Source organism: Pseudomonas sp. 14P5.3.2 (assembly GCF_057799175.1).
The window spans coordinates 52,886-77,931 of sequence record NZ_JBYOKU010000015.1 but is presented as its reverse complement, the minus strand read 5'-3'; the positions used below and the strand labels follow the sequence as shown (position 1 = coordinate 77,931).

23 protein-coding genes are annotated in these 25,046 nt (G+C 61.5%); 6 read left to right on the top strand and 17 right to left on the bottom strand.

Features of this window, described 5'->3' with window-relative positions; translation table 11 throughout:
• Positions 1–20: 20 nt before the first annotated feature.
• A complete protein-coding gene (locus AC27VU_RS14505) occupies positions 21–1,412 on the bottom strand; it encodes an L-cystine transporter (RefSeq protein ID WP_003229168.1) in 1,392 nt (463 codons plus the stop codon).
• A 241-nt stretch (positions 1,413–1,653) separates the two neighbouring features.
• On the opposite strand from AC27VU_RS14505, the gene AC27VU_RS14500 reads away from it, so the two are divergent.
• Positions 1,654–2,709 carry an HAD family hydrolase gene (locus AC27VU_RS14500; RefSeq protein ID WP_003229167.1) on the top strand — a complete coding sequence of 352 codons (1,056 nt, stop codon included), beginning with the start codon at positions 1,654–1,656 and terminating at the stop codon, positions 2,707–2,709.
• A 225-nt stretch (positions 2,710–2,934) separates the two neighbouring features.
• On the opposite strand, the gene ilvD is transcribed toward AC27VU_RS14500, so the two are convergent.
• The 6 genes from ilvD to AC27VU_RS14470 all read right to left on the bottom strand — a co-directional run bounded on the left by ilvD (position 2,935) and on the right by AC27VU_RS14470 (position 10,687).
• Entirely contained in the window at positions 2,935–4,776 is a 1,842-nt protein-coding gene (ilvD, locus tag AC27VU_RS14495) for a dihydroxy-acid dehydratase (protein ID WP_003229166.1), read from the bottom strand.
• Between the two features lie 257 nt (positions 4,777–5,033).
• Positions 5,034–6,266 carry a multidrug effflux MFS transporter gene (locus AC27VU_RS14490; RefSeq protein ID WP_103484303.1) on the bottom strand — a complete coding sequence of 411 codons (1,233 nt, stop codon included), beginning with the start codon at positions 6,264–6,266 and terminating at the stop codon, positions 5,034–5,036.
• Entirely contained in the window at positions 6,259–7,236 is a 978-nt protein-coding gene (locus tag AC27VU_RS14485) for a diiron oxygenase (RefSeq protein ID WP_488724315.1), read from the bottom strand. Before AC27VU_RS14485 ends, AC27VU_RS14490 begins: the two co-directional genes overlap by 8 nt.
• Positions 7,233–8,306 carry a SagB family peptide dehydrogenase gene (locus tag AC27VU_RS14480; RefSeq protein WP_103521867.1) on the bottom strand — a complete coding sequence of 358 codons (1,074 nt, stop codon included), beginning with the start codon at positions 8,304–8,306 and terminating at the stop codon, positions 7,233–7,235. Before AC27VU_RS14480 ends, AC27VU_RS14485 begins: the two co-directional genes overlap by 4 nt.
• 437 nt (positions 8,307–8,743) lie before the next feature.
• Positions 8,744–9,940: a class I SAM-dependent rRNA methyltransferase gene (locus AC27VU_RS14475; RefSeq protein ID WP_003229162.1), complete on the bottom strand. Its 1,197-nt coding sequence runs from the start codon at positions 9,938–9,940 to the stop codon at positions 8,744–8,746.
• Between the two features lie 207 nt (positions 9,941–10,147).
• The gene (locus AC27VU_RS14470) at positions 10,148–10,687 is read right to left on the bottom strand and encodes a type 1 glutamine amidotransferase domain-containing protein (RefSeq protein ID WP_003229161.1); all 540 of its coding nucleotides are present in this window, start codon (positions 10,685–10,687) and stop codon (positions 10,148–10,150) included.
• A gap of 228 nt (positions 10,688–10,915) precedes the next feature.
• On the opposite strand from AC27VU_RS14470, the gene AC27VU_RS14465 reads away from it, so the two are divergent.
• The 3 genes from AC27VU_RS14465 (at position 10,916) to AC27VU_RS14455 (ending at position 12,946) form a co-directional block, all read left to right on the top strand.
• Positions 10,916–11,728 (top strand): HDOD domain-containing protein, encoded by an 813-nt coding sequence (locus AC27VU_RS14465; RefSeq protein ID WP_177434710.1) that lies wholly within the window; start codon positions 10,916–10,918, stop codon positions 11,726–11,728.
• Positions 11,729–11,740: 12 nt separating this feature from the next.
• Positions 11,741–12,553, top strand: a complete 813-nt coding sequence (gene mutM, locus AC27VU_RS14460; RefSeq protein ID WP_003229159.1) for a bifunctional DNA-formamidopyrimidine glycosylase/DNA-(apurinic or apyrimidinic site) lyase — start codon at positions 11,741–11,743, stop codon at positions 12,551–12,553.
• A 69-nt stretch (positions 12,554–12,622) separates the two neighbouring features.
• Positions 12,623–12,946: a multidrug transporter gene (locus AC27VU_RS14455; protein WP_400497328.1), complete on the top strand. Its 324-nt coding sequence runs from the start codon at positions 12,623–12,625 to the stop codon at positions 12,944–12,946.
• A 132-nt stretch (positions 12,947–13,078) separates the two neighbouring features.
• Here the strand turns inward: AC27VU_RS14455 and AC27VU_RS14450 are convergent, their stop codons facing one another.
• From AC27VU_RS14450 to AC27VU_RS14430, 5 genes are all read right to left on the bottom strand, one after another.
• Complete coding sequence (locus AC27VU_RS14450; RefSeq protein ID WP_003195146.1) at positions 13,079–13,330, bottom strand: YfhL family 4Fe-4S dicluster ferredoxin; 252 nt, start codon at positions 13,328–13,330, stop codon at positions 13,079–13,081.
• A gap of 135 nt (positions 13,331–13,465) precedes the next feature.
• Complete coding sequence (gene coaD / locus AC27VU_RS14445) at positions 13,466–13,945, bottom strand: pantetheine-phosphate adenylyltransferase (RefSeq protein ID WP_003229157.1); 480 nt, start codon at positions 13,943–13,945, stop codon at positions 13,466–13,468.
• Positions 13,946–14,060: 115 nt separating this feature from the next.
• Complete coding sequence (locus AC27VU_RS14440) at positions 14,061–15,656, bottom strand: GMC family oxidoreductase (protein ID WP_400497341.1); 1,596 nt, start codon at positions 15,654–15,656, stop codon at positions 14,061–14,063.
• Between the two features lie 118 nt (positions 15,657–15,774).
• Complete coding sequence (locus AC27VU_RS14435; RefSeq protein ID WP_488724314.1) at positions 15,775–16,320, bottom strand: twin-arginine translocation pathway signal protein; 546 nt, start codon at positions 16,318–16,320, stop codon at positions 15,775–15,777.
• A 28-nt stretch (positions 16,321–16,348) separates the two neighbouring features.
• A complete protein-coding gene (locus AC27VU_RS14430; protein WP_003229154.1) occupies positions 16,349–17,779 on the bottom strand; it encodes a coniferyl aldehyde dehydrogenase in 1,431 nt (476 codons plus the stop codon).
• Positions 17,780–17,924: 145 nt separating this feature from the next.
• Between AC27VU_RS14430 and AC27VU_RS14425 the strand changes: the two genes are divergently transcribed.
• Both AC27VU_RS14425 and AC27VU_RS14420 read left to right on the top strand, forming a co-directional pair.
• Positions 17,925–18,596 carry a TetR/AcrR family transcriptional regulator gene (locus AC27VU_RS14425; RefSeq protein ID WP_027610562.1) on the top strand — a complete coding sequence of 224 codons (672 nt, stop codon included), beginning with the start codon at positions 17,925–17,927 and terminating at the stop codon, positions 18,594–18,596.
• A 31-nt stretch (positions 18,597–18,627) separates the two neighbouring features.
• On the top strand, positions 18,628–19,482 hold the full coding sequence (locus tag AC27VU_RS14420) for a sulfurtransferase (protein ID WP_488724313.1): 855 nt from the start codon (positions 18,628–18,630) through the stop codon (positions 19,480–19,482).
• A 111-nt stretch (positions 19,483–19,593) separates the two neighbouring features.
• Here AC27VU_RS14420 and AC27VU_RS14415 read toward each other — a convergent pair whose 3' ends face one another.
• The 5 genes from AC27VU_RS14415 to AC27VU_RS14395 form a co-directional block, all read right to left on the bottom strand.
• Positions 19,594–20,433 carry an AraC family transcriptional regulator gene (locus AC27VU_RS14415; RefSeq protein ID WP_201137064.1) on the bottom strand — a complete coding sequence of 280 codons (840 nt, stop codon included), beginning with the start codon at positions 20,431–20,433 and terminating at the stop codon, positions 19,594–19,596.
• Positions 20,430–21,428, bottom strand: coding sequence for a hydrolase (locus AC27VU_RS14410; RefSeq protein WP_488724312.1), 999 nt, complete (start codon positions 21,426–21,428; stop codon positions 20,430–20,432). Before AC27VU_RS14410 ends, AC27VU_RS14415 begins: the two co-directional genes overlap by 4 nt.
• Positions 21,429–21,541: 113 nt before the next feature.
• Positions 21,542–22,147, bottom strand: coding sequence for a 16S rRNA (guanine(966)-N(2))-methyltransferase RsmD (rsmD, locus tag AC27VU_RS14405; RefSeq protein ID WP_083367657.1), 606 nt, complete (start codon positions 22,145–22,147; stop codon positions 21,542–21,544).
• A complete protein-coding gene (locus tag AC27VU_RS14400) occupies positions 22,147–23,634 on the bottom strand; it encodes a M16 family metallopeptidase (protein ID WP_488724311.1) in 1,488 nt (495 codons plus the stop codon). Before AC27VU_RS14400 ends, rsmD begins: the two co-directional genes overlap by 1 nt.
• Positions 23,627–24,982, bottom strand: a complete 1,356-nt coding sequence (locus AC27VU_RS14395) for a M16 family metallopeptidase (protein WP_045122661.1) — start codon at positions 24,980–24,982, stop codon at positions 23,627–23,629. The genes AC27VU_RS14400 and AC27VU_RS14395 overlap by 8 nt, the downstream gene beginning before the upstream one ends.
• Between the last annotated feature and the right edge of the window lie 64 nt (positions 24,983–25,046).

Here is a 25,046-nt window from a genome sequence, read left to right as displayed (position 1 = left end):
GCCACAAGACTGTGTTGCTGTCAGGCCTGCGCCAGCTCCGCATGCTCATCCGCATCCAGCAGTGCTTTATCGGTCTGCTGCATCACTTGGCTGGTAATCGCACCGGCCGTGATCGAACCACTCACGTTCAACGCCGTACGACCCATGTCGATCAGCGGCTCCACCGAAATCAGCAGCGCCACCAGTGACACCGGCAAGCCCATCGCCGGCAGCACGATCAGCGCAGCAAACGTCGCGCCACCGCCAACACCGGCCACACCGGCGGAACTCAGGGTCACAATCGCCACCAGCGTCGCGATCCACAGCGGGTCCAGCGGGTTGATGCCGACGGTTGGCGCAACCATCACCGCCAACATCGCCGGGTACAGACCGGCGCAACCGTTCTGGCCGATGGTCGCACCGAACGAGGCGGCGAAACTGGCGATCGACTGCGGAATGCCCAGGCGACGGGTCTGCGCTTCGATGCTCAGCGGAATGCTCGCCGCGCTGGAACGGCTGGTGAACGCGAACGTCAGCACCGGCCAGATCTTGCGGAAGAATCGCAGCGGATTGATCCCGGCCGCCGACACCAGCAGGCCATGCACCACGAACATCAGGCCCAGACCGAGGTACGAGACCACCACGAAACTGCCGAGCTTGATGATGTCCTGCAGGTTGGAACCGGCGACCACTTTGGTCATCAGCGCCAGCACGCCGTACGGGGTCAGCTTCATCACCAGACGCACCAGACGCATCACCCAGGCTTGCAGGGTGTCGATGGCGTTGATCACTTTCTGACCTTTCTCGACATCATCCTTGAGCAGTTGCAGCGCCGCGACCCCGAGGAACGCGGCGAAGATCACCACGCTGATGATCGAGGTCGGCTTGGCCCGGGCCAGGTCGGCGAACGGGTTCTGCGGAATGAACGACAGCAGCAGCTGCGGCACATTCAGGTCGGCAACCTTGCCGGCGTAGTCGGTCTGAATGGTTTGCAGACGGGCCATTTCCTGAGTACCGGCGACCAGACCTTCGGCAGTGAGGCCGAACAGGTTGGTCAGGCCGATACCAATCAGCGCCGCGATCGCGGTGGTGAACAACAGCGTGCCGATGGTCAGGAAGCTGATCTTGCCCAGCGACGAGGCGTTGTGCAGCCGTGCCACCGCGCTGAGGATCGAGGCGAACACCAGCGGGATCACGATCATTTGCAGCAACTGCACGTAACCGTTGCCGACCAGATCGAACCAGCCGATCGAGGCTTTCAGCACCGGGTTGCCGGCACCGTAAACGGTGTGCAGGGCAACACCAAATACCACGCCGAGCACCAGCGCGAGCAGGACTTTTTTCGCCAGGCTCCACGTAGTGTGGCGGGTTTGCGCCAGACCGAAGAGCAGGGCGAGGAACACCAGCAGATTGAGGATCAGCGGCAGATTCATGAAGACTCCGATAAGACTTGTGCCAGTCGCCTTCTTGGGCAACTGCGAACCGGCAAGCCTAACAGTTTGATTTCCAATGAATTAATACCGAAATCGCAGGTCGTCCGTCGTTTTTGGAATAAGCGCCTGTCGCTCTCGGCAATGCAGCTGGCGTTGAGGAGACGTAAGCGGTCGCTGACAGACGAGGACTGTCACACTTATTTGTTAGCGTCGATGTCTTTCAGTCAGGGAGAAAACGCCGATGAAGTTCGCACCGAAAATGCTCGCTGTGGTTCTTGGACTGGGCTTGGCCGCTCACGCATTCGCCACCGATCTGAAGCACTGGCCGGCGGATCAGGCCAAGGCACTGGACGCGATGATCGCGGCCAACGCCAACAAGGGTAACTACGCGGTGTTCGACATGGACAACACCAGCTACCGCTATGACCTCGAAGAGTCCTTGTTGCCGTTCATGGAAAACAAGGGGCTGATCACCCGCGAGACGCTTGATCCCTCCCTGAAACTGATGCCGTTCAAGGACACCGCTGACCATAAGGAAAGCCTGTTCAGCTATTACTATCGCCTGTGCGAAGTCGACGACATGGTCTGCTACCCGTGGGTGGCGCAGGTGTTCTCTGGCTTTACCCTCAAGGAACTCAAAGGCTACGTCGATGAGCTGATGGCCTCGGGCAAACCGGTGCCGACCACTTATTACGACGGTGACGTGGTCAAGAACCTTGAGGTGCAGCCACCCAAAGTCTTTACCGGTCAGGCCGAGCTGTACAACAAGCTGATGGAGAACGGGATTGAGGTTTACGTGATGACCGCCGCCTCCGAAGAGCTGGTGCGCATGGTCGCGGCAGATCCGAAGTACGGCTACAACGTCAAACCGCAGAATGTGATCGGCGTGAGCACATTGCTGAAGAACCGCGAAACCGGCGAGCTGACCACCGCGCGCAAACAGATCACCGCCGGCAAGTATGACGAGAAGGCCAACCTCGGCCTCGAACTGACCCCGTACCTGTGGACCCCGGCGACCTGGATGGCCGGCAAGCACGCGGCGATCCTGACCTACATCGACGAGTGGAAAAAACCGGTACTGGTGGGCGGCGATACCCCGACCAGCGACGGTTACATGTTGTTCCACAGTGTTGACGTGGCCAAGGGCGGCATCCACTTGTGGGTCAACCGCAAAGACAAATACATGACCCAGCTCAACGGCATGATGACCAAGAACGCGGCAGCGCAGGCCAAGGAAGGGTTGCCGGTGACGGCGGACAAGAACTGGGTGATCGTTAAACCCGAGGAAATTCAGTAAGACCCAATTCTGTGTTGGAGCGCAGATTCCAGAATCACTGACAGTCCCCTGTGGGAGCGGGCTTGCTCGCGAAGAGGGAGTGTCAGGCAAGAGGTTTTTTGACCGGTAGACCGCTTTCGCGAGCAAGCCCACTCCCACCGTTTTGATCTTCTGTGTCTGGGATATTTTGGTCGGGCAAAAAAATGCCCCGCACTTGGCGGGGCATTTTTATTCGGCGGCTAAAACTTACAGCCCGTCGAGCATCGCCTTGTTACGCACCGCACCCTTGTCGGCGCTGGTCGCCAGCAGGGCGTAGGCCTTCAGGGCGGTGGTCACTTTGCGTGGACGCTGCTCGACCGGTTTCCAGCCTTTCTTGTCCTGTTCGACCCGGCGCGCGGCCAGTTCTTCATCGCTGACCAACAGGTTGATCGAGCGGTTCGGGATGTCGATCAGCACTTTGTCGCCGTCCTGCACCAGACCGATCGCGCCACCGGCCGCAGCCTCTGGCGAAGCGTGGCCGATCGACAGGCCGGAAGTACCGCCAGAGAAGCGACCGTCGGTGAGCAGCGCACAGGCTTTGCCCAGACCTTTGGACTTCAGGTACGAGGTCGGGTAGAGCATTTCCTGCATGCCCGGGCCGCCTTTCGGGCCTTCGTAGCGAATGATGACGATGTCGCCTTCCTTCACTTCGTCGGCGAGGATGCCGCGCACGGCGCTGTCCTGGCTTTCGAAGATCTTCGCGTTGCCTTCGAAGACGTGGATCGACTCATCGACGCCGGCGGTTTTCACCACGCAGCCGTCGAGGGCGATGTTGCCGTACAGCACGGCCAGGCCGCCTTCTTTCGAGTAGGCGTGTTCAAAGCTGCGGATGCAGCCGTTTTCACGGTCGTCATCGAGGGTTTCCCAACGAGTCGACTGGCTGAACGCGGTCTGGGTCGGGATGCCTGCCGGGCCGGCCTTGAAGAAGTGGTGCACGGCTTCATCGTCGGTCTGGGTGATGTCCCACTTGGCGATGGCTTCTTCCATGCTGCGGCTGTGCACGGTCGGCAGGTCGGTGTGCAGCAGACCGCCACGGGCCAGCGAACCGAGGATGCTGAAGATGCCGCCAGCGCGGTGCACGTCTTCCATGTGGTACTTCTGGATGTTCGGCGCGACCTTGCACAGTTGCGGCACGCTGCGCGAGAGACGGTCGATGTCGCGCAGGTCGAAATCGATCTCGGCTTCCTGAGCCGCAGCCAGCAAGTGCAGGATGGTATTGGTCGAACCGCCCATGGCGATGTCGAGCATCATCGCGTTCTCGAACGCCTTGAAGTTGGCGATGTTGCGCGGCAGCACCGACTCGTCGTTCTCGCCGTAGTAACGCTTGCACAGCTCGACGATGGTGCGGCCAGCCTGCAGGAACAGTTGTTCGCGGTCGCTGTGGGTCGCGAGGGTCGAACCGTTGCCCGGCAATGCGAGACCGAGGGCTTCGGTCAGGCAGTTCATCGAGTTGGCGGTGAACATGCCTGAGCACGAACCGCAGGTCGGGCAGGCGCTGCGCTCGTACTCGGCAACCTTCTCGTCAGAAGCGCTGGAGTCGGCGGCGATCACCATGGCGTCGACGAGGTCGAGACCGTGGGCAGCGAGTTTGGTCTTGCCGGCTTCCATCGGGCCGCCGGAAACGAAGATCACCGGAATGTTCAGGCGCAGGGCGGCCATCAGCATGCCCGGGGTGATCTTGTCGCAGTTGGAGATGCAGACGATGGCGTCGGCGCAGTGGGCGTTGACCATGTACTCGACGGAGTCGGCGATGATCTCGCGGCTCGGCAGCGAATACAGCATGCCGTCGTGACCCATGGCGATGCCGTCATCCACGGCGATGGTGTTGAATTCCTTCGCGACGCCACCGGCGCGTTCGATTTCCCGGGCAACCAGTTGACCGAGGTCCTTGAGGTGCACGTGGCCCGGCACGAACTGGGTGAAGGAGTTGGCAATGGCGATGATCGGCTTCTTGAAGTCGTCATCTTTCATCCCGGTGGCGCGCCACAGTGCGCGGGCGCCGGCCATGTTGCGGCCGTGGGTGGATGTTTTCGAGCGGTAATCTGGCATGGAGCACTCCGGGCGGCTAATCAGGTATCAAAAGGGAGTGAGCTTCTATTGACGTCTGGAACACTCAGAAATGGCCGTGTGTCCTGGATGTTGCCGATGACTTTGCGGGATCGCCGCTTGCCTCAGCCTGAGCTCATAAACCCGCCGGGGGATGAATGGCGATGAATCAGCCGATTCTACACCGCTGGCGTCTGGAGGGAATGGCGCAAAGCGTTGTTCCAGTGCCGACGGTGCGTGTGGCATGACGACCGGCAGGCTCAATCGCTGCCAGAGGGCGTGATGGCACTGGTTTCGATGACTCTGGCGCGGTGGCTGATCCGCTTGTTCAACGCCAGTGCGATGCAGCTGAGCAGGATAAAACAGTAGCCGAGGGTGGCTTGCAGGTTGCTTGGGCTCAGGCTGATCAGGGCGCTGATCAGGCCGCCACAGATGAAAATGATCGTGCTGCCTGCGGAGGCCGAAGTGCCGGCATTTTCCGGGAACAGGCTCATGGCCCGCGAAGTGGCAGCAGGGCGCGCGATGGTCGTACCGGCGGTGCAGATCAGCATCGGGATCAGCACCGTGGCCGCCGAGAGCGCCAGGTGCCTGGCCATGAACAGCATCACCAGCCCCGCCAGCAGGATCAGGCTCAGCCCGACCAGCATTTGCTGCCCGGGCGAAATGCGCCGGCTCAGCAGCGTGGCGACGATGCCGCCAGCGACATAGGCCGCGCCGTAGATCAGCAGGATCAGCGAGAAGTCATAGGCTGACAGCTGCAATTGATCCATGAAAATCAGCGGCGAAATGACAATGAACGAGAAGTGGCAGGCGAATGCGAAAGCCGAGATCAGCCAGTAGCCAACGAAGTCGAAGTCCCCCAGCACCCGTCGGTAAGCCTTGAGAAAATGGATCGGTGTATCTCTGACAGCGGGCCGACTGTTGTCCAGAAACACCCAGGCTTTGAGCAACACCACAGCCGCCAGTGCGATGAACAGCCAGAAGCTGCCGCGCCAGCCCAGGGTCGCCTGCAGAAAGGTCCCGGCCAGCGGCGATACCGAGATGAAGATCCCGGTGGCGGTCACCATCAGGATCCGCAGGCGATCGCGCTGTTCGCCCTCGAACAGGTCCTGCACCAGTGCCTGTGACAGGACGAAACAGCCGCAGCCGATGGCCTGCACGATGCGAAAGGTCATGAACAGTGTGTAGTCACTGGTCATGACGCAGCCGATGGCGCCAAGGATCGAGACAGCCATGCCGGCGAGCAGCAAGCCCTTGCGCCCGATGACGTCGGACAATGGCCCGATCAGCAGTTGGGCAAAGGCGATGCCCACCGCGAACAGGCTGATCGACAGGGCGATGTCGGTCGGGGTGCTGGCGAAGTGTTCGGCCAGCGCCGGGAACGACGGCAGCAGGACGTCCAGCGGAAACACTCCCAGCAGCACCATGGCCAACAGCAGACTGACCGCCCCGCGTCGTTGTCGGGTCGTTACCACCGTTCTTCCTTCAAGCATCGATCAGTCCTGCCTTGGCGAAAAGTTTGCGGTTGTTGGGGTGCGCGAAGAATCCGGCCCTTTCGAGTGCAGCAAGCGTAGCCGTGGCTCCGGATCTGGCACGCTGGCGGCTGGCCTGTTCGTTGGTCAGGTCATCGAGAATCTCCTTGATTGCGCCTTCGCCAATGCCGGCGCGGCGCAGGCTCTGATGTAGCCATTGCTCGTCGACTTCGAAGAAGGTCGCCAGGGTCTCCAGCAAGGTTCTGGCCGCGAAGGCGCGCTGACGGCTGTTCAGGGTCAGCCAGAGGTAGTGAAAGACTTCGGAGAAAAACCGGCTGTGGCGCGCTTCGTCAGCAAGGTGATCACGCAACATGTCATTCACGCTGGTCACCAGCGTCTCCCGGCACACATCCAGCAGCTCCCGGGCAATGATGGTTTCCGAGACGAAACCGAGCAGAAACCACGCCAGTGGGCGTTTGCTCTCCGGTGTTCGGGCGATCAGACCGGTCAGGCGGGTAATGCGCAGGGGCATCTGCGGTCGGCCGGTGAAACCATGCAGTTCGGCGATCTGTTCGGCCAGACGATGGGAGAACAGCGCGTGATAACCCTCGTCGGTATAGAGCTGCAGCGCGGCGGTTTTCATCCGTGAAGGAATGTAGGCAGGTAACTCGCCGTGGACGATGGTTTCCACGGCGCGGTTGACGATGCGGTGTTCAAGCAGCGTGGTGTAGTCGAGGAAGTGCACCAGGTGATTGGCCGCCAGTCGATGCATGACCCTGCTGCCTGCGGCTTCGATGGCCGGGTGGGACAGGTACGGCAGGAAGGCCGGCGGAAACCAGAAGCGGGTCTGCAGTTGTAACTGCAGGTCTGCCGGCAACTGGTAGTCGTGCCGGCTCGTACGCACCGAAGCGCGGTTGTCCCAATCGCCAAGCGTGAAGCGAAGCATCCAGGACTCAGGTGTTTCGGGCTGTTCCGCGGTTGGCACGTTCATGTACGCGTCTCCTGCAACAGGTCACGCATTTCCTGACACATCGCCTGACCGTCGCTGGCGCCGCAGCCGACAAAGAACAACGGTTGTTCAGCGCTGCCTTCGAGTTTGAGCAGGGCTTCGACCTGACGATCGGCGAACGCGCCGGTCAGCCACGTTCCCAGGCCCAGCGCCGTGGCCACCAGTTGAAAGGTCTGCGACAGGTGACCCGCTTCGACGAACGCCATGCGATAGGCGCGCGAGTGTTCATACTTCCACCAGAGCTTGTCGAAGCGGGCGGTGATGAACAGACCCAGCGGCAGGTTATTGATGAAATGCTGGCCCGCCAGCAAATGGCCGAGCGCGGGTTCGGGCAAGGGATTGACCCGGCTGAGCGCATGTTCTGCCGGGTGATAGGCATAGATGCCGGGTTCCAGGCCCTCGATATTGCGAGCCAGGAGAAACCCTTCACAGGCATTCAACCCGCCTCCCGAAGGACTGCTGCGACGGGCGCCGAGGCCCTCGGCGATGCTCTCGTCGCGGTCATGGTCGCGGTGGCGAAGAAAACCCAGCGAGAGATACATCAGTGTGCCGACGTCACCGAGGCTGATTGATGCGCCAGTAAAGGAGCGGCAGGTTTTTCTCAGGCGCAGGACATTGCCAAGACTGGCAACGGTCAGGGCGGCGGAGGCTGGGAGGGCGATTCGGGGTTCGTCCTGTTGTATCGGACGATCTTGCGCGGGTGCCGGTGTGGTCAGCACGGCGCTGCAATGGTTCAGGTATTGCCTGGACCACTCATGAATATTCTGGGGTATCTGTTCGCAGGGAATGTTCTGGGTGCCGATATGATAAATCTTCGACAACTCATCCCAGCCCCATGGCGGGCTGTCTATTTTTGCAACGGTTAATATGCCCGCATTCAGAAGTTGTGAGTCTATTATGTTGCGTCTGTCGAATTGCTCCGGGTTGTTGATAAGTTGTGCAAGTCGACAAGAATAAGTCAGGTCCAGCTCATGCTGAGTATGGTCTTTATAATTCCAGACTATTTGTCCGGGTGTGCGCGGCAATATGAATAAGTAAGGATTGATGTGCATGTTGTATAGATCGCTCTGGAAAGGGTCGAAAGAACGCTGGGGTGCCGGCACTCCCCAGCGTTCTGGCTCACTTAGCGGGCTTTAGGCGCAACCAGGAAGGCCAGGTTTGCGATTTTGTTGGTTTCCAGAGTAATTGCTTTCATAAGTATGAACTCCTTGTTCATTGAGAGTGAATGTCACCGTCGTGGTGACAACTTAATAATAGGTTGTAATGAATTATTGGCAAGCGATACTTGGGTAGGAAATTTCTATTAATTTTGTCGGAGCGGGCATGCTGCACGGGCGGGCTTGTAAGTTTTAATTCTTAAAATTTAATGCGCAGGGAAATGTCCTGCGTACATGTAGGAAGTTGGTTGTAGGAAAAAGCCAAGGAATTCGACGACATTGCATCGCCGTAAGCAAACGGGAAGCCCGCAGGCTCCCCGTTTCATGGCCAATCAGCTGTTCGGCAGCAGACGGCAGGTGATGCTCTTGATGTAGCGGGTCTCGGCGATGGCCGGGTGTACCGGGTGATCCGGGCCTTGACCGCCACGTTCCAGCAACTGGATGTTGCGGTCCAGGTGACGGGCGCTGGTCAGCAGGATGTTCTGCAGATCATCTTCCGGCAGGTGCATGGAGCACGAAGCGCTGACCAGAATGCCGTCCTTGGTGAGCAGGCGCATGGCTTGCTCGTTCAAGCGACGGTAGGCGCCTTCACCGTTCTTCATGTCTTTCTTGCGTTTGATGAACGCTGGCGGGTCGGCAACGATCACGTCGAAACGTTCTTCGCTGGCCTTGAGTTCTTTCAAGGCTTCGAAGACGTCGCCTTCGATGCAGGTCATCTTGTCGGCGAAGCCGTTCAGTGCAGCGTTACGCTCAACGCCGTCAAGGGCGAAGCCGGATGCGTCGACGCAGAACACTTCGCTGGCGCCGAACGCTGCAGCCTGCACGCCCCAGCCACCGATGTAGCTATAGAGGTCGAGCACGCGTTTGCCTTTGGCATAGGGAGCCAGGCGGGCGCGGTTCATGCGGTGGTCGTAGAACCAGCCGGTTTTCTGGCCGCCGATCACCGGCGCTTCAAACTTCACGCCGTTCTCTTCCAGCGCGACCCACTCCGGCACCAGACCGAACACGGTTTCGACGTAGCGGTTGAGGCCTTCGGCGTCACGGGCGGCGGAGTCGTTCTTGAACAGAATGCCGCTTGGCTTGAGCACTTGGGTCAGTGCAGCGATCACGTCATCCTTGTGCGCTTCCATGGTCGCCGAGGCAATCTGCACCACGAGGATGTCGCCGAAACGGTCGACCACCAGACCCGGCAGCAGGTCGGAATCGCCGTACACCAGGCGGTAGAACGGCTTGTCGAACAGGCGCTCGCGCAGCGACAGGGCCACGTTCAGACGATGCACCAGCAGCGACTTGTCCAGAGGCAGCTTGATGTCGCGCGACAACAGGCGAGCGCAGATCAGGTTGTTCGGGCTCATAGCTACGATGCCCAGCGGCTTGCCGCCGGCGGCTTCGAGGATCGCCTGATCGCCGGCCTTGAAGCCGTGCAGTGGCGTGGCGGCCACATCGATTTCGTTGCTGTAGACCCACAAGTGGCCGTTGCGCAGGCGACGGTCGGCGTTGGCTTTGAGGCGCAGGCTAGGCAGGGACATGACGTCGCTCCGGAAAAAAGAGCGGGAGTATACCGTGTTGATGCGTGTGCAGGTTCAGCGCTGGACATGTGGCGAGGGAGCTTGCTCCCGCCGGGCTGCGAAGCGGCCCCAATTCATGCAACTCGATTCATCAGGAAGAACCGGTTGGCAGGGCTTGCGACTGCTGCGCAGCCGAGCGGGAGCAAGCTCCCTCGCCACAGAGGCGCGTCAGGCAGAGAGCGCGTCGATCAACTCACGGTTGAACGCCGGAATATCGTCCGGCTGACGGCTGCTGATCAGGTGGCCGTCCTTGACCACTTCCTTGTCGACCCAGTTGGCCCCGGCATTCACCAGATCGTCCTTGAGTGTCTTGTAGCTGGTCAGGGTCTTGCCGTTGACCAGCCCGGCGGAAATCAGCAGCCAGCTGCCGTGGCAGATCACCGCGATCGGTTTGCCGGCGGAGGCGCCGGTCTTGACCAGGTGCTGGGCATCCTGGTCGATGCGGATGGTGTCGGAGTTCTGTACGCCACCCGGCAGGACGATCGCGTCGTACTGCTCGCTGCTGGCGCCTTGAAAGGTCTGATCGACCTTGAAGTCATCCGCCGGTTTGTCGTGGTTCCAGCCTTTGACCTTGCCGGCCTCGGCCGAGAGGATGTCGACCTGGGCGCCGGCCTGCTCCAGTGCTTGCTTGGGACCGGTCAGTTCGACCTGTTCGAAACCGTCTGTTACCAAAATGGCGACACGCTTGCCGCTGAGGGAATTAGCCATGATTAAGCTCCTGAGTCTGCGGGAAATTGCCGCCGAGCCGGTGCTTGAGTGTCCGGTCGGCCTTACAAAGTCCGAAGCCTGAGCGGGAATGAAAGTTCCTGACAAATGCCCACTGGTGTGTCGTCGTGCGGTTTTTAGAGGTTAGAATCGCCGCCTGTCCCAGAGTGTGTACTTATGTCCCAAGAGCTGACCACCGAACAGATTCAACAATCCCTGCAAGGCATCAGTGTGCCGGCGCAGCCGCAGATCATGGTGGATCTGCAAATGGAGCAGTACATGCCCGACCCGGACCTGGAGGTGATCGCCAAGCTGATCTCCCAGGACCCAGGTCTGTCCGGCTCGCTGCTGAAAATCGTCAACTCGCCGTATTACGGCCTGAGCAACAAGATCACTTCGATCCAGCGTGCGGTGAACCTGTTGGGCAGCCGCTCGATCATCAACCTGATCAACGCGCAGTCGATCAAGGGCGAGATGAACGACGACACCATCGTCACCCTCAACCGTTTCTGGGACACCGCTCAGGACGTGGCGATGACCTGCCTGACCCTGGCCAAGCGCATCGGCACCCAGGCCGGTGATGAAGCCTATGCCTTGGGTCTGTTCCATGACTGTGGCGTGCCGTTGATGCTGCAGCGTTTCCCCAATTACATGTCGGTGCTGGAAAAGGCCTATGCCAATGCCAGCGCCGAGTGCCGGGTGGTGGACACCGAAAACAGCGAGTTCAACACCAACCATGCCGTGGTCGGTTACTACACCGCCAAGTCGTGGCGCCTGCCGGAGCACGTCAGCGCGGCGATTGCCAATCACCACAACGCCTTGGCGATCTTCAGCGACGAGTCGTCACGCAACAGCCAGCTGAAAAACCTGCTGGCGATCCTGAAGATGGCCGAGCACATCTGCGCGTCCTACCGGGTGCTGGGCAATCAGACCGAAGACTTCGAATGGAACGCCGTCGGTCCACTGGTACTCGACTATGTGGGACTATCGGATTACGACTTCGAAACCCTCAAACAAACGATCCGCGACCTCGGCGCGCATTGATTCGAGGACACCATGCCTGAACTGCCGGAAGTCGAAACCACCCGCCGGGGTATTGCCCCGCACCTTGAAGGCCAGCGCGTCAGCCGGGTGATCGTGCGTGACCGCCGGCTGCGCTGGCCGATCCCTGAAGACCTCGATGTGCGCCTGTCCGGGCAGCGCATCGTGCTGGTCGAGCGGCGGGCCAAGTACCTGTTGATCAATGCCGAGGTCGGCACGCTGATCAGTCACCTGGGCATGTCGGGCAACCTGCGGCTGGTGGAAGTCGGGTTGCCGGCGCTCAAGCACGAGCACGTCGATATCGAGCTGGAATCCGGTCTGGCGCTGCGCTACACCGATCCACGCCGTTTCGGCGCGATGCTGTGGAGTACCGACCCGCTCAATCACGAACTGCTGATTCGCCTCGGGCCAGAGCCGTTGACCGATCTGTTCGACGGCGAGCGCCTGTTCCAGTTGTCGCGCGGGCGTTCGATGGCGGTCAAGCCGTTCATCATGGACAACGCGGTGGTGGTGGGCGTCGGCAACATTTACGCAACCGAAGCGCTGTTCGCTGCCGGGATCGATCCGCGCCGCGAAGCCAAAAGCATCTCCCGGGCGCGGTATCTGAAGCTGGCGATCGAGATCAAACGGATTCTCGCTGCAGCCATCGAGCGCGGCGGCACCACGTTGCGGGATTTCATCGGCGGCGACGGGCAGCCCGGCTACTTCCAGCAGGAACTGTTTGTCTATGGTCGCGGCGGTGAGCACTGCAAGGTCTGCGGCACCGGCCTGCGCGAAGTGAAGCTGGGTCAACGGGCCAGTGTCTTCTGTCCGCGTTGCCAGACCTGAGGCAAAAAGCTGAAAAAGTCCTACGGTCTATAGTGAGTTGTCTCACTGTTCAGCCCGAAGGATCGTGCCATGAAGTCCTCGCAAGTCCTGTTTGCCGCACTGCTGCTGTGTTCCAGCCTGGCCGTTCAGGCCACGGAAAACGGCAGTGGTGATCCGCGCTACACCATCCAGAACCCTCCCGCCTACGCCATGATCGGCGATTTGCTGATTGCCCGACCTTTATTGGTGGTGGCAACGGTGCTGGGTGCGGGGGTGTTTGTGGTGTCATTGCCGTTCACCGCGCTGGGTGGCGGGGTGGGCGATGCGGGACAGGCGCTGGTGGTGGATCCGGCGAAAGCGGCGTTTGTGCGGTGTCTGGGGTGTACAGGGGAGGGGTTTGAGCAGCGCGAGTGAGCTGATCCGGGTTTTGCGCTGCTGCTGATGGCCCTTTCGCGAGCAAGCTCGCTCCCACATTGGAGCGCATTTCAAATGTGGGAGCGAGCTTGCTCGCGAAGAGGCCCGAAAGAGCGCTACAAAATTGCCGGATCAGGCCTTGCCGGTGATCTTGCGGTACTTCTCCATCAACTGTTCTTCAGTCTCCGGATGCGCCTCGTCCAGTGGAATGCAATCCACCGGGCAGACCTGCTGGCACTGCGGTTCGTCGTAGTGACCGACGCACTGGGTGCACAGGTTCGGGTCGATCACATAGATCTCTTCGCCTTGGGAAATGGCGGCGTTCGGGCACTCGGGTTCGCAGACGTCGCAGTTGATGCAATCGTCGGTGATGATCAGGGACATGCTAACTCCAGCCGGGGCGGCAGGCCCGGGCGCTATAAATCAATGCGCGCAATTGTGCCGCATTGGCGAGCGCAGTGCACGCGGCTGCGATCAAGGGCTGAAATCAAAAGCCAGGATCGCAGCCTGCGGCAGTTCCTACTTTTTAAAGCGCAGCGTCAGGGCATCGGCCACGGCCGGGTGCACGAACTTGCTGATATCGCCGCCCAGCGCGGCGATTTCCCGCACCAGCGTCGAGGAAATGAACGAATAACGCTCGGACGGGGTGAGAAACAGGCTCTCGACGTCCGGGGCCAACTGGCGGTTCATGTTGGCCAGCTGGAATTCGTATTCGAAGTCCGACACCGCACGCAGGCCACGCAGGAACACATTGGCGTTCTGCTCCTTGGCGAAATGCGCCAGCAGCGTCGAGAAGCCGACCACTTCGACGTTGGGCAGGTGTTTGGTGACCTCGCGAGCCAGCTCAACCCGTTGTTCCAGCGGGAACAGCGGATTTTTCTTCGGGCTGGCGGCGACCGCAATGATCACGTGATCGAACAGGCGCGAGGCGCGTTCGACCAGATCGCCATGGCCCTTGGTAATAGGGTCGAAGGTACCTGGGTACAACACTCGGTTCATCGCGTCGTCCTGGCGGGAGTCCGTTGGGGAGTCGGATGGTATCGCAGCCGTCCCGGTCGGCCAAGTCGCCTGTTGGGTAAGAAAGCACTATAGACGACGCGATAAACCGGTTTTTTCACGGATTTCTCAGCCGATCAGCGAGGGACGTCGCCAATTGTGCAGTCAGCCCATACACCGACAATTGCGGGTTGGCGCCAATGCTGGTGGGGAACAGCGAGCCGTCGTGAATCGACAGATTGCTCAGTTGATGATGCCGGCCGAGGCTGTCGGTGACCGCGTTTTTCGGCTCTTCGCCCATCGCACAACCGCCCATCACGTGGGCACTGCCCAGGCGCGTGCGGTACAGCTCAAGGCTCAAACTGTCGATCAAAGTGCGGGCTTCGGCCAGGGTTTTCACGTAACGCGCATCGGCGTGCATCGGCATCACGGCTTTGGCGCCGCCGGCAAACTGGATCTCGGCCATGCTGTGAAAGGCGCGGCGCAAGCCTTCCCAGGCGTAAGGCGAGACTTGATAGTCGAGCACTGGCGAACCGTCACCGCGCAATTCGACACTGCCACCGGGGCTGTCCGGGTGGAAACCGTCGCGCAGCAACGCGAGCATCGCGTGGGTGTGCGGCAGGTCGGCCATGTGTTCGGCGTTCTGCTGGCCGAAGCCGCCGAGCAGCGTCGCGGCCAGCGCCGGTTGTAGCGGTGGCACTTCGAGTTTGTAGCCCATCGGCCCACTGGTGCCGTCCTTCCACTGGAAATGATCCGAGTAGATCGACTGTGGCGCGCCGTAGAACGGGTTGATCACCTCGTCGAAACGCCCGGCGGACATGTTCACCAGATGCAGGAAGGTACGTTTGCCGAGGCGTTGATGCGGATCCGGTGCATCCGAACGCAGCAGCAGGGCCGGGCTGTTGATGCCGCCGCCGGCCAGCACGTAATGCCGGGCCTTGACTGTGATTTTGCGTCCGGTCGGCTCGACGCAGCGCTCGTCCATCGCCACGCATTGCAGGCCGGTGATCTTGTCGCCGCTGATCAACAGCTTTTCCGCACGGGCCAGGTACAGCAGCTCGCCGCCCTTTTCCAGCGTCGCCGGTATGGTCGTGACCATCATCGACTGCTTGGCGTTGGTCGGGCAGCCCATGCCGCAGTAGCCAAGGTTCCAGCAGCCACGGACGTTGCGCGGGATCACGTGCCAGCTGTAGCCGAGTTGCTCGCAGCCCTTGCGGATCACGTCGTTGTTGGCGTTGGGCGGGACCATCCATGGCGCGACGCCGAGACGCTGCTCCATTTTTTCGAACCACGGCGCCATTTCGGCCGGGCTGTGGCCTTTGACGTTGTGTTCCTTGGCCCAGTGCTCGAGGGTCGGCTCGGGCGTGCGGAAACTCGAGGTCCAGTTGATCAGCGTGGTGCCACCGACCGCACGGCCCTGGAGGATGGTGATCGCGCCGTCCTTGCTCATGCGGCCGATGCCTTCCTGATAGAGGCTGCTGTAGGCCTGGTCTTCGAGCATCTTGAAGTCGGAACTGGTCTTGAGCGGGCCTTCTTCGATCAGCAGCACTTTGTAACCGGCGGCGCTGAGGATTTCTGCCGTGGTGCCGCCACCGGCGCCGCTGCCGATGATGGCCACGTCGGCTTGCAGCGTCAGGTCACCGGTCAGTTGGGCGCCGTTGTAGGTTTTCCAGCCACGGGCGAGGCCTTCGCGGAACGGGTCGGGTACGGGCATGGATCAGGTTCTCTTGTTTTTGTTGTTCTTGCGGGCCTCTTCGCGAGCAAGCCCGCTCCCACATTGAAATGCATTCCCTTGTGGGAGCGAGCTTGCTCGCGAACGGCGCGACTCGATTTCAGACCTTGGGCGGGCCGGGGTAGCCGCAATGGCCCCAAGACTCGGCGCGGGTGTACCAGGCCATCATCACCATCTGCTGCAATGAGCTGTGGCCCATGCGCAGCAGGCTCAATGAACTGTTCTGCCAGCGCTCGAGGAAGTGGCGCAGCGCCTCGGGGCTGGCGTTTTCCCAACTGCCCCAAATGCCCGTGAGCGGGCCACGGGTGACCGCCATGCCGAGCACATCGAACAATTGCCGGGTGAGCTTGAGCATTTCCGGCGACAGGTGATCGAGGCTGTAGTCCAGCGACTTCAGGGTGCCATCCACCGCACCGGGCATTTTCTCGGCGGCCACGGCGCCTTCGAGCATCACCGGAATCAGTGCGCGCAGAAACAGCAGGTCGCCGTCGCGCAAGGTGATGAAGCCGTTGGCCGCGACACTCGATGAACAGCCACTGAGGCTGGCGCCGAGGCCGGCGGTGGCGAGAAAAGCCGTGGCGCCGAGGCTGAACTTCAGCAGGCCACGGCGCGACAGGGCAGGTGTTTCGGTCAGGCTTGGGTGCATTGTTGTTATTACCCGGCGGTGACGACGATTAGCGGATGAACAGCTTCTGGATCAGTTTCTGAATCGATTTGCCGTAGGGCGGATAAATCAGCTTCGCTGCATTGAAGCGCTGTTTGATCAGCACGCCCTTGGCCTTGCTGAAGGTCAGGAAGCCTTCGTGGCCGTGGTAATGGCCCATGCCTGACGGGCCGATGCCGCCGAACGGCATGTCGTCCTGCGCCACATGCAGCAGGGTGTCGTTCAGGCACACGCCGCCGGAGTGGGTTTCGTGCAGCACGCGATCCTGTTCGCGCTTGTCGTAGCCGAAGTAGTAAAGCGCCAGAGGACGAGGGCGCTGATTGATGTAGGCAAACGCCTGATCGAGGTCTTGATACGGCACGATCGGCAGCAGCGGGCCGAAGATTTCGTCCTGCATCACGGTCATCTCGTCAGTGACATTGAGCAGCAGGCTGTGCGGCATGCGCCGGCCCTGGCCCTGTTCGAACAGCGGGATCAGCAGCGCGCCCTTGCTCGTGGCGTCGCTGACATAACCGTTGAGCCGGGCCAGTTGGCGCTCGTTGATGATCGCGGTGTAGTCCGGGTTGTCGGCGAGGGTTGGATAGAAACTGTTGACCACCTGACGATAGGCTTCGACGAACGCGCCGACGCGGTCTTGCGGCACCAGCACGTAATCGGGGGCGACGCAGGTCTGCCCGGCATTCAGGGTTTTACCGAAGGCGATGCGTTCGGCGGCGTCCTTGAGTGGCACGTCGCGAGAGACGATGGCCGGGGACTTGCCGCCCAGTTCGAGGGTCACCGGGGTCAGGTTTTCCGCCGCAGCGCGCATCACGTGTTTGCCGATGCTGGTGGCGCCGGTGAACAGCAGGTGATCAAAACGCAGGCGGGAGAACGCCACGCCGATGTCGGCCTCGCCAAGCACCACACAGACCAGATCTTCGGGGAAAATCCGTCCCAGCAGGGTCTTGAGCAACTGGCCGGTGGCCGGGGTCGATTCGCTGAGCTTGAGCATCACCCGGTTGCCCGCTGCCAGCGCGCCGACCAGTGGACCGATGGCCAGATACAACGGGTAGTTCCACGGAACGATGATGCCGACCACGCCAAGCGGCTGGTACACGACTTTGGCCGACGCCGGCTGAAAGGCCATGCCGACTTTGCGCCGCGACGACTTCATCCAGCCTTTGAGGTGGCGGCTGGCGTAATGGATGCCGTGCAGGCTGGGCATCAATTCGGCGAGCAAGGTTTCATCGGCGCTGCGATGACTGAAATCCGCGCTGATGGCCTCGACCAGCGCCTGCCGCTCATGGCTGAGCAATTCGCGCAACGCCTTGAGCCACTGCTGGCGCTGATCTGCCGGCGGCATCGGGTTGGCGGCATAGGCGGCGCGCTGTGCCGCGAACAGCCGATCCAGCTCTTCCAGGGGCTGTTGCAGCGTTTGCAGATAAGCAATGTCGGCAGTCATCGTCGGCTCCGGATTTATTGTAGTGATGACGTTCTAGAGTCTATGCTCTAGAAAGTCAAATGACTTCCCGACACAGCTTTGTTTTATCCCGTTCCGGTTAGGTCGTAAGATGCCCCTCACCGCACTCTGAATTAAAGCTCAAGCCATGGCCCCACGAATAAAAACCAGCGAGCGCATCGTGCAGAACAGCCTCGAACTGTTCAATCAGCAGGGCGAGCGCAGCATCAGCACCAATCACATCGCCGCCCACATGGAGATTTCTCCGGGCAATCTGTACTACCACTTCCCGAACAAGCAGGCGATCATCGCCGTGCTGTTCAGTGAGTACGAGACGCTTGTGGACAGCTTTCTGCGCCCGCCGCAGGGGCGTGCCGCCACTGTCGAAGACAAGCGCTATTACCTCAAGGAACTGCTGTCGGCGATGTGGGGCTACCGCTTTCTGCATCGCGATCTCGAGCACCTGCTCGACAGCGATCCGGACCTGGCCGCGCGCTACCGGCGTTTTTCCCAGCGCTGCGTGATCCAGGGCATGGCGATCTACGAGGGCTTCGTCGCCGCCGGCATCCTCAAGATGGATCGGGTGCAGATCGAATCCCTGACGATCAATGCCTGGATCATCCTCACCTCGTGGGTGCGCTTTCTGTGCACCACCCGGGAAAACTCCAATCACCTCAGCGAACAGGCCATCAAGCGTGGCGTGTATCAGGTGCTGGTGCTGGAAGCCGGATTCGTCACCGATCAGGCCCGTGAAGAGGTGAATGCCTTGTTCGACGAGTTCTACGTGCCGCTGGCCCAGGCCCTCGAGGAAGGGCGGTAAACCATTTCGAAGTCGCTCACAGGAGTCCGTTATGCCGATTGCGCAACTGCTCAGCCCGAATGCACTGGATGCCCGCAAGGAGCAGCCGGGGCTGGTGATTCTCGATTGTCGTTTTGCCCTCGAAGACCCGGACTACGGGCAGCGCAGCTATGCCGAAGGGCACATCGCCGGCGCCCGCTTCGCCGACCTTGAGCGTGACCTGAGCGGCAAGGTGATCAAAGGCGTCACCGGACGTCACCCGCTGCCTGAGCCGGCGGTGCTGATCGAGCGTCTGCAGGCGTGGGGCATCAATGCCGACAGCGATGTGGTTTTGTACGACGACGGCCCCGGTGCCTATGCGGCCCGCGCCTGGTGGTTGCTGGCGTGGCTGGGCAAGCGCGACGGCGTATTCATTCTCGACGGCGGGCTGAAGGCCTGGCACGCGGCCGGTCTGCCGCTGAGCCTGGATGCGCCATCGGTCACCCGGGGCAACTTCAGCGGGCAGCCGGACATGAACCTGCTGCTGAGTGCCGAGCAATTGCAGCAACGCCTCGGTCAGCCGTCCCTGACCCTGATCGACGCCCGGGCCTTGCCGCGTTTCAAGGGTGAGGTGGAGCCGATTGACCCGATCGGCGGGCACATTCCCGGCGCGCAATGCGCAGCGTTTACCGAAAACCTCGGCAGCGACGGGCGATTCCTGCCGGCGGAGCAGCTCAAGCAGCGCTTTGCCGCGAAACTCGGCGAGCGTTCACCTGCGGAACTGGTCGCCTATTGCGGCTCCGGGGTGACGGCGTGTCACAACCTGTTCGCGTTGTGCCTGGCGGGGTATCCGCTGGGTTCGTTGTATGCCGGGTCGTGGAGTGAGTGGATCAACGAGCCTTCTCGGGGCATCGCCACCGGCGAATAAAGTCACCATACCCCCAATGTGGGAGCGGGCTTGCTCGCGAAAGCGGTGTATCAGCAGGCATCATTGTCGACTGAAACACCGCTTTCGCGAGCAAGCCCGCTCCCACAGGGGTTAATCGCCGCTAACAGGTTGTCTGGCACTGCGATACGCCGCCGGCCCCACGCCATACACCTGCTTGAACTGCCGGCTCAGATGACTCTGGTCGGCAAAGCCCAGTTGCATGGCGACTTCCACCGGCAGGCAACCGTGCTGCAATAAACCCCGGGCCGTGGCGATGCGCTGCTGCATCAGCCAGGTGTGCGGTGGCATGCCGGTGGCGCGGCGGAATACCCGGGCGAAGTGGAAGGGCGACAGATTCACTGCGGCCGCCAGTTCTTCCAGCGACGGCGGCGCAGCGAGTTGCGCATGCAGCAACTCCTTGGCCATCACCACCGCGCGGTGTTCCTTGCCCGGTTTACCGTTGATCTGCACCGCCGCATGCCGCTGCAACAGCAGCATCATCATCTCGCGCCATACCGTTTGCTGTTGCAGCGCGGTGGCGGGGCTTTCCAGCAAGCGATGCAGCTGACAGAAACCGTTGACCAGATCCGGGTCGCGATACAGCGTCGCGCCAAACGCCGGCATCGGTGCGGTGGGCAGTTCCAGTTCTTCGAGCAGTGAAACGATCTTTCCGGTATCGGGATAAAACGCCCGGTATAGCCAGCCGTCCTCGGTGCCCTTGTGCCCGGTGTGCAATTCGTCCGGGTTGATCAGCACCAGGGTGCCGCTGCCGGCCAGGTGTTCGGCACCGCGATAGCGATAACGCTGGGCGCCGGCCATGATCATGCCGATCACATAACCCTCGTGGACGTGCGGGGCGAAGCGATGCTCGATGTAACGCGCCGACAGCAACTCGACCCCGGCCAGTGGCGCGGTCTGCCAGAAACGGATCGACTCGCCCTGGTCGCTCATGACGTCACACGGGCCAACCATTGCGGGATGCGCCGTTCCAGGTAGTAACCGGGCTGGCGCAACGTGCCATCGACAAACCCGACATGTCCACCCTTGGCCTGCAGCTCGAACTGCGTGGTGGCGGACAGCTCTTCGGCCGTCGGCAGGCTGTGGGGGAATACGAACGGATCGTCAGCGGCTTGAATGATCAGGGTCGGGGTGCGGATCTCGCCGAGAAAGTAGCGACTCGACGCCCGGCGATAGTAATCCTCGGCATCGGTAAAACCGTGCAGCGGCGCGGTGACCCGGCCGTCGAAGTCCCAGAAAGTCCGCATGTTCTCCAGCGAACCGAGCGCCGCCAGAGCCGCCAGGCCATCCTCGCGCCCGTCGTGCTGGAACTGCCGTTGCTTGTTCTTGATGTAGGCGACCATCTCGCGCATGAAATGCGCCTGATAGACCTTGGAGAAACCCTGACCGATCCGGTCCGCACACTGATCAAGGCGAAACGGCACCGACACCGCCACCGCACTGAGCACGCCGCTGTCGCTGCCGGTCTCGCCGAGATGCTTGAGCAACACATTGCCGCCGAGGGAATAACCGACCGCATACAGCGGCGCCAGCGGGCGTTTGGCACGTAAGTGTTGGATGGCTTCGGCGAGGTCTTCGCTGGCACCGGAGTGGTAGCTGCGCGGCAGCAGATTGGGTTCGCCGGAGCAACCGCGCCAGTTCAGCGCGACGCTGGCCCAGCCTTGTGCGGCGAGGGCGGCCTGAATTCCGGCGACGTAGGGCGAATTGGAAGAACCGGTCAACCCGTGCAATACCAGCACCAGCGGCGCGTCGGCGCTGTGCGGACCATGCCAGTCGAGGTCGAGGAAGTCCCCGTCGTCCAGCCACAGGCGTTCGCGCTGGCGATCAAGGTGGACGGTTTTGCGCCACAGCGGCCCCCACAAGGTTTGCAGGTGCGGATTGCCGAGGCCGAAGGCGGGGGTGAAGCGTTCAGTTTCCAGAGTGCACACACCTTTTGTGGCGAGGGAGCTTGCTCCCGCTGGGGCGCGAAGCGGCCCTTTTTTGGGACTGCTGCGCAGTCCAGCGGGAGCAAGCTCCCTCGCCACAGGGTTGTTCAATACGTTCAGTTGACTGCCATACGTTGCCACAACGCGTAGTACACCCGCCCGGATTTCTGCTCGCGGTGCAGGCGCCAGTTGCCCGGCAGGCCCAGCGTCGAAGGCGCGGTCTCGCTTTCAGTGTAGATCCACGAATCCGGCGCCAGCCATTGGCGTTCTTCCAGCAAAGTGCAGACGGCTGGCAACAGGTTCTGGTTGAACGGCGGATCGAGAAATACCAGATCGAACGGCGTGGCGACCTGGGTTTCCAGATAACGCAGCGCGTCGGCGGTCTGCACCTGGCCGTTGGTGCAGCGCAGGGTGCCGAGGTGTTCCTTCAGGCTTGATACTGCAACGTTGCTGGCATCCAGCGCCTGGCCCATGGCCGCGCCGCGGGACAATGCCTCCAGAAACAGTGCGCCGCTTCCTGCGAACGGGTCCAGCACCTTGGCCCCGGCTACATAGGGCGCGAGCCAGTTGAACAGGGTTTCGCGCACGCGATCCGGCGTCGGGCGCAGGCCGGGGGCATCAGGGAAGCTCAGTTTGCGGCTGCGCCATTCGCCGCCGATGATGCGCAGCTGGTTCACACCGTTGTGGACGTTCTGCGCAGGTTTTTTAGGGCGAGTAGCCATTAATGCTCCGGAACCCCGAGCGGTTGCTCGGCAGGTTTATCAGATGGGGCCGGTAACGGCTTTTGCGGCAAGGTCGGGCCAGCGCTGACGATGACCAGTTTGTCCGTGCTCAGGTGTTTGTTCATCGCATCTTTGACCTGTTCGACGGTCAGGCTCTGGGACTGACGCATGAAGTCATCCAGATAGCTCAGCGGCAGATTATAGAAACCCATGGCGCCCAGCTGGCCGACGATATCGGCGTTGCTCGCGGTGGACAACGGGAAGCTGCCGGCCAGTTCGCGTTTGGCGTCGTCGAGTTCTTTCTGGGTCGGGCCGGTCTTCAGGTAATCGGCGAGCACGTCCTGCACCAGTTTCAGGGTGCCTTCGCTCATTTCCGCGCGGGTCTGCAGGTTGATCATGAACGGGCCGCGAGCCTGCATCGGGCTGAACCCGGAATACACGCCGTAGGTCAGGCCGCGCTTCTCGCGCACTTCGCTCATCAGACGGGTACCGAAACCGCCGCCACCGAGGATCTGGTTGCCCATCGACAGCGCCGCGTAATCCGGGTCGTCACGGTCGATGCCCAGTTGCGCGAGCAACAGGTTGGTCTGCTTCGACGGAAACTCGATGTGATTGATGCTGGCTTTCGGTTCCTGCGGCTGGGCGATCTTCGCCAGTGCCGGGCCTTTCGGCAGGGCAGAGGAGACCTGATTGGCAATCGCCTCGGCCTCGGCGCGAGACAAGTCACCGACCAGCGCGATCACCACGTTGCCGGCCGCGTAGGCCTTGGCGTGGAACTCACGCAGTTGCGCCAGAGTGATCTTCGGCACGCTCTGCGCGTTGCCGTCGCTGGAATGCGCATACGGGTGGTCGCCGTACAAACGCTTCATCAGCTCGAGGCTGGCGAGTTTGCCGGGGTTCTGTTTCTGGTATTCGAAACCGGCGAGCATCTGGTTCTTGATGCGCGCGAAGGAATCGGCCGGGAAGGTCGGTTTGCCGACCACTTCGGAGAACAGCTTCAGCGCCGGCTCGCGCTTGTCGGCGGCACTCAGACTGCGCAGCGAAGCCAGCGCCATGTCCTTGTAGGCGCCGTTGCCGAAATCCGCCCCGAGGCTTTCGAAGCCCTGGGCGATGGCGCCAACGTCCTTGCCCGCCACGCCCTCGTTGAGCATGGCGTTGGTCAGGATTGCCAGGCCCGGCGCATTGCCGTCCTGGCTGCTGCCCGCGGCGAAGATCAGGCGCATGTCGAACATCGGCAGCTCATGGGCTTCGACGAACAGCACCTTGGCGCCTTCGGCGGTGTTCCAGGTCTGCACGTCGAGCTTGCGGCTGGCCGGGGCCTTGCTGTCGAGTTCGGCCAGCGATTGGAGCTTCTGGCTGGACTTGGCGTTGTCCAGTGCTTCGCTGGCGTCGGTTTTGACACCGGGCATCAGATAGAACGCGGCGGAGCCGATGACCGCCACAGCGATCAGACCAAGCAACAGGCGTGGGGATTTACGCTCACTCATGAGTCGTCTCCAGTGGCAGGACATGGGCGACGCTGAGACGTTCGCGGGTGAAATACAGCTTGGCGGCGTTCTGGATGTCTTGCGGGGTCACGCTTTCCAGATCGGCGAGTTCGGTGTCCATCAACTTCCACGACAGACCGACCGTTTCCAGCTGGCCGATGGCGGTGGCCTGGCTGGTGATCGAGTCACGTTCGAACACCAGACCGGCGATCACTTGCGCACGCACGCGCTCCAGTTCTTCGGCGGACGGTGCGGTGGTTTTCAGCTGTTCCAGCAGTTTCCACAGACCGGCTTCAGCTTGCGCCATGGTCTTGTTCTTCTGCGTGTTCGGCGTCGCCGACAGGGTGAACAGGCTGTCGCCACGGGTGTAGGCGTCGTAGCTCGACGAACCGCCGGAGACCAGCTCTTCGCCGCGCTCCAGTTGCGTCGGGATACGCCCGCTGTAGCCGCCGTCGAGCAGCGCCGAGATCAGGCGCAGGGCGTTGACCGAGCGCTTGTCTTCAGCGGTGGCGATGCTGGGCACGTTGAAACCGAGCATAAGGCTGGGCAGTTGAGTCTGCACATGCAGGGTGATCTGGCGCTCACCCGGCTCGGCCAGTTCCAGTGGTTTCTTCGCTGGCGGCACCTCGCGCTTGGCAATCGGCCCGAAATAGCGCTGGGCGAGGGTCTTCACCTCATCAGGGGTGACGTCACCGACCACTACCAGCGTGGCGTTGTTCGGCACATACCAGGACTGATACCAGTGGCGCAGCTCTTCGACTTTCATCCGGTCCAGGTCCGCCATCCAGCCGATGGTCGGCGTGTGGTAGCCACTGGCCGGGTAAGCCATCGCCTTGTAGCGCTCGTAGGCTTTGGACATCGGCTTGTCATCGGTGCGCAGGCGACGCTCCTCCTTGATGACTTCGATTTCCTTGGCGAACTCGTCAGCCGGCAGGCGCAGATTGGCCATGCGGTCGGCTTCCAGTTCAAACGCTACGCCCAGACGGTCGCGGGCCAGCACCTGGTAATACGCTGTGAAATCGTCGCTGGTGAAGGCGTTTTCTTCGGCGCCCAGATCGCGCAGGATCAACGAGGCTTCGCCGGGGCCGACTTTCTCGCTGCCCTTGAACATCATGTGCTCAAGCGCGTGGGACAGGCCGGTCTGGCCCGGGGTTTCGTAGCTGGAGCCGACCTTGTACCAGACCTGCGACACCACCACCGGCGCGCGATGGTCTTCGCGCACGACGACCTTCAGGCCGTTGTCGAGGGTGAATTCGTGGGTCGGTTGCGGGTCGGCCGCCAGGGCCGAAAGGGGCAGGCAGACTGTGCTGAACAGCAGGCCTGCAGCGCGGCGGGCTAGAGCATTCATTCGTTTTTTAACCTGTTGGGCTGCCCGCTTGGTCTTAGCGTCGGCGGGCGAGAGGGTGCTAGGA

Bases quoted from the DNA above. Each gene is read 5' to 3' on its own strand.
- AC27VU_RS14485 (WP_488724315.1), bottom strand. From the start codon at position 7,236: ATGAACGTGCCAACCGCGGAACAGCCCGAAACACCTGAGTCCTGGATG.
- AC27VU_RS14415 (WP_201137064.1), bottom strand. From the start codon at position 20,433: ATGAGCGACCAGGGCGAGTCGATCCGTTTCTGGCAGACCGCGCCACTG.
- AC27VU_RS14440 (WP_400497341.1), bottom strand. From the start codon at position 15,656: ATGCCCGTACCCGACCCGTTCCGCGAAGGCCTCGCCCGTGGCTGGAAA.
- mutM (WP_003229159.1), top strand. From the start codon at position 11,741: ATGCCTGAACTGCCGGAAGTCGAAACCACCCGCCGGGGTATTGCCCCG.
- AC27VU_RS14475 (WP_003229162.1), bottom strand. From the start codon at position 9,940: ATGTCCCTGCCTAGCCTGCGCCTCAAAGCCAACGCCGACCGTCGCCTG.
- AC27VU_RS14480 (WP_103521867.1), bottom strand. From the start codon at position 8,306: ATGCACATCAATCCTTACTTATTCATATTGCCGCGCACACCCGGACAA.
- AC27VU_RS14435 (WP_488724314.1), bottom strand. From the start codon at position 16,320: ATGCACCCAAGCCTGACCGAAACACCTGCCCTGTCGCGCCGTGGCCTG.
- AC27VU_RS14490 (WP_103484303.1), bottom strand. From the start codon at position 6,266: ATGCTTGAAGGAAGAACGGTGGTAACGACCCGACAACGACGCGGGGCG.
- AC27VU_RS14430 (WP_003229154.1), bottom strand. From the start codon at position 17,779: ATGACTGCCGACATTGCTTATCTGCAAACGCTGCAACAGCCCCTGGAA.
- AC27VU_RS14450 (WP_003195146.1), bottom strand. From the start codon at position 13,330: ATGTCCCTGATCATCACCGACGATTGCATCAACTGCGACGTCTGCGAA.
- AC27VU_RS14505 (WP_003229168.1), bottom strand. From the start codon at position 1,412: ATGAATCTGCCGCTGATCCTCAATCTGCTGGTGTTCCTCGCCCTGCTC.
- AC27VU_RS14400 (WP_488724311.1), bottom strand. From the start codon at position 23,634: ATGAGTGAGCGTAAATCCCCACGCCTGTTGCTTGGTCTGATCGCTGTG.
- ilvD (WP_003229166.1), bottom strand. From the start codon at position 4,776: ATGCCAGATTACCGCTCGAAAACATCCACCCACGGCCGCAACATGGCC.
- AC27VU_RS14500 (WP_003229167.1), top strand. From the start codon at position 1,654: ATGAAGTTCGCACCGAAAATGCTCGCTGTGGTTCTTGGACTGGGCTTG.
- AC27VU_RS14470 (WP_003229161.1), bottom strand. From the start codon at position 10,687: ATGGCTAATTCCCTCAGCGGCAAGCGTGTCGCCATTTTGGTAACAGAC.
- AC27VU_RS14395 (WP_045122661.1), bottom strand. From the start codon at position 24,982: ATGAATGCTCTAGCCCGCCGCGCTGCAGGCCTGCTGTTCAGCACAGTC.
- AC27VU_RS14425 (WP_027610562.1), top strand. From the start codon at position 17,925: ATGGCCCCACGAATAAAAACCAGCGAGCGCATCGTGCAGAACAGCCTC.
- coaD (WP_003229157.1), bottom strand. From the start codon at position 13,945: ATGAACCGAGTGTTGTACCCAGGTACCTTCGACCCTATTACCAAGGGC.
- AC27VU_RS14420 (WP_488724313.1), top strand. From the start codon at position 18,628: ATGCCGATTGCGCAACTGCTCAGCCCGAATGCACTGGATGCCCGCAAG.
- AC27VU_RS14455 (WP_400497328.1), top strand. From the start codon at position 12,623: ATGAAGTCCTCGCAAGTCCTGTTTGCCGCACTGCTGCTGTGTTCCAGC.
- rsmD (WP_083367657.1), bottom strand. From the start codon at position 22,147: ATGGCTACTCGCCCTAAAAAACCTGCGCAGAACGTCCACAACGGTGTG.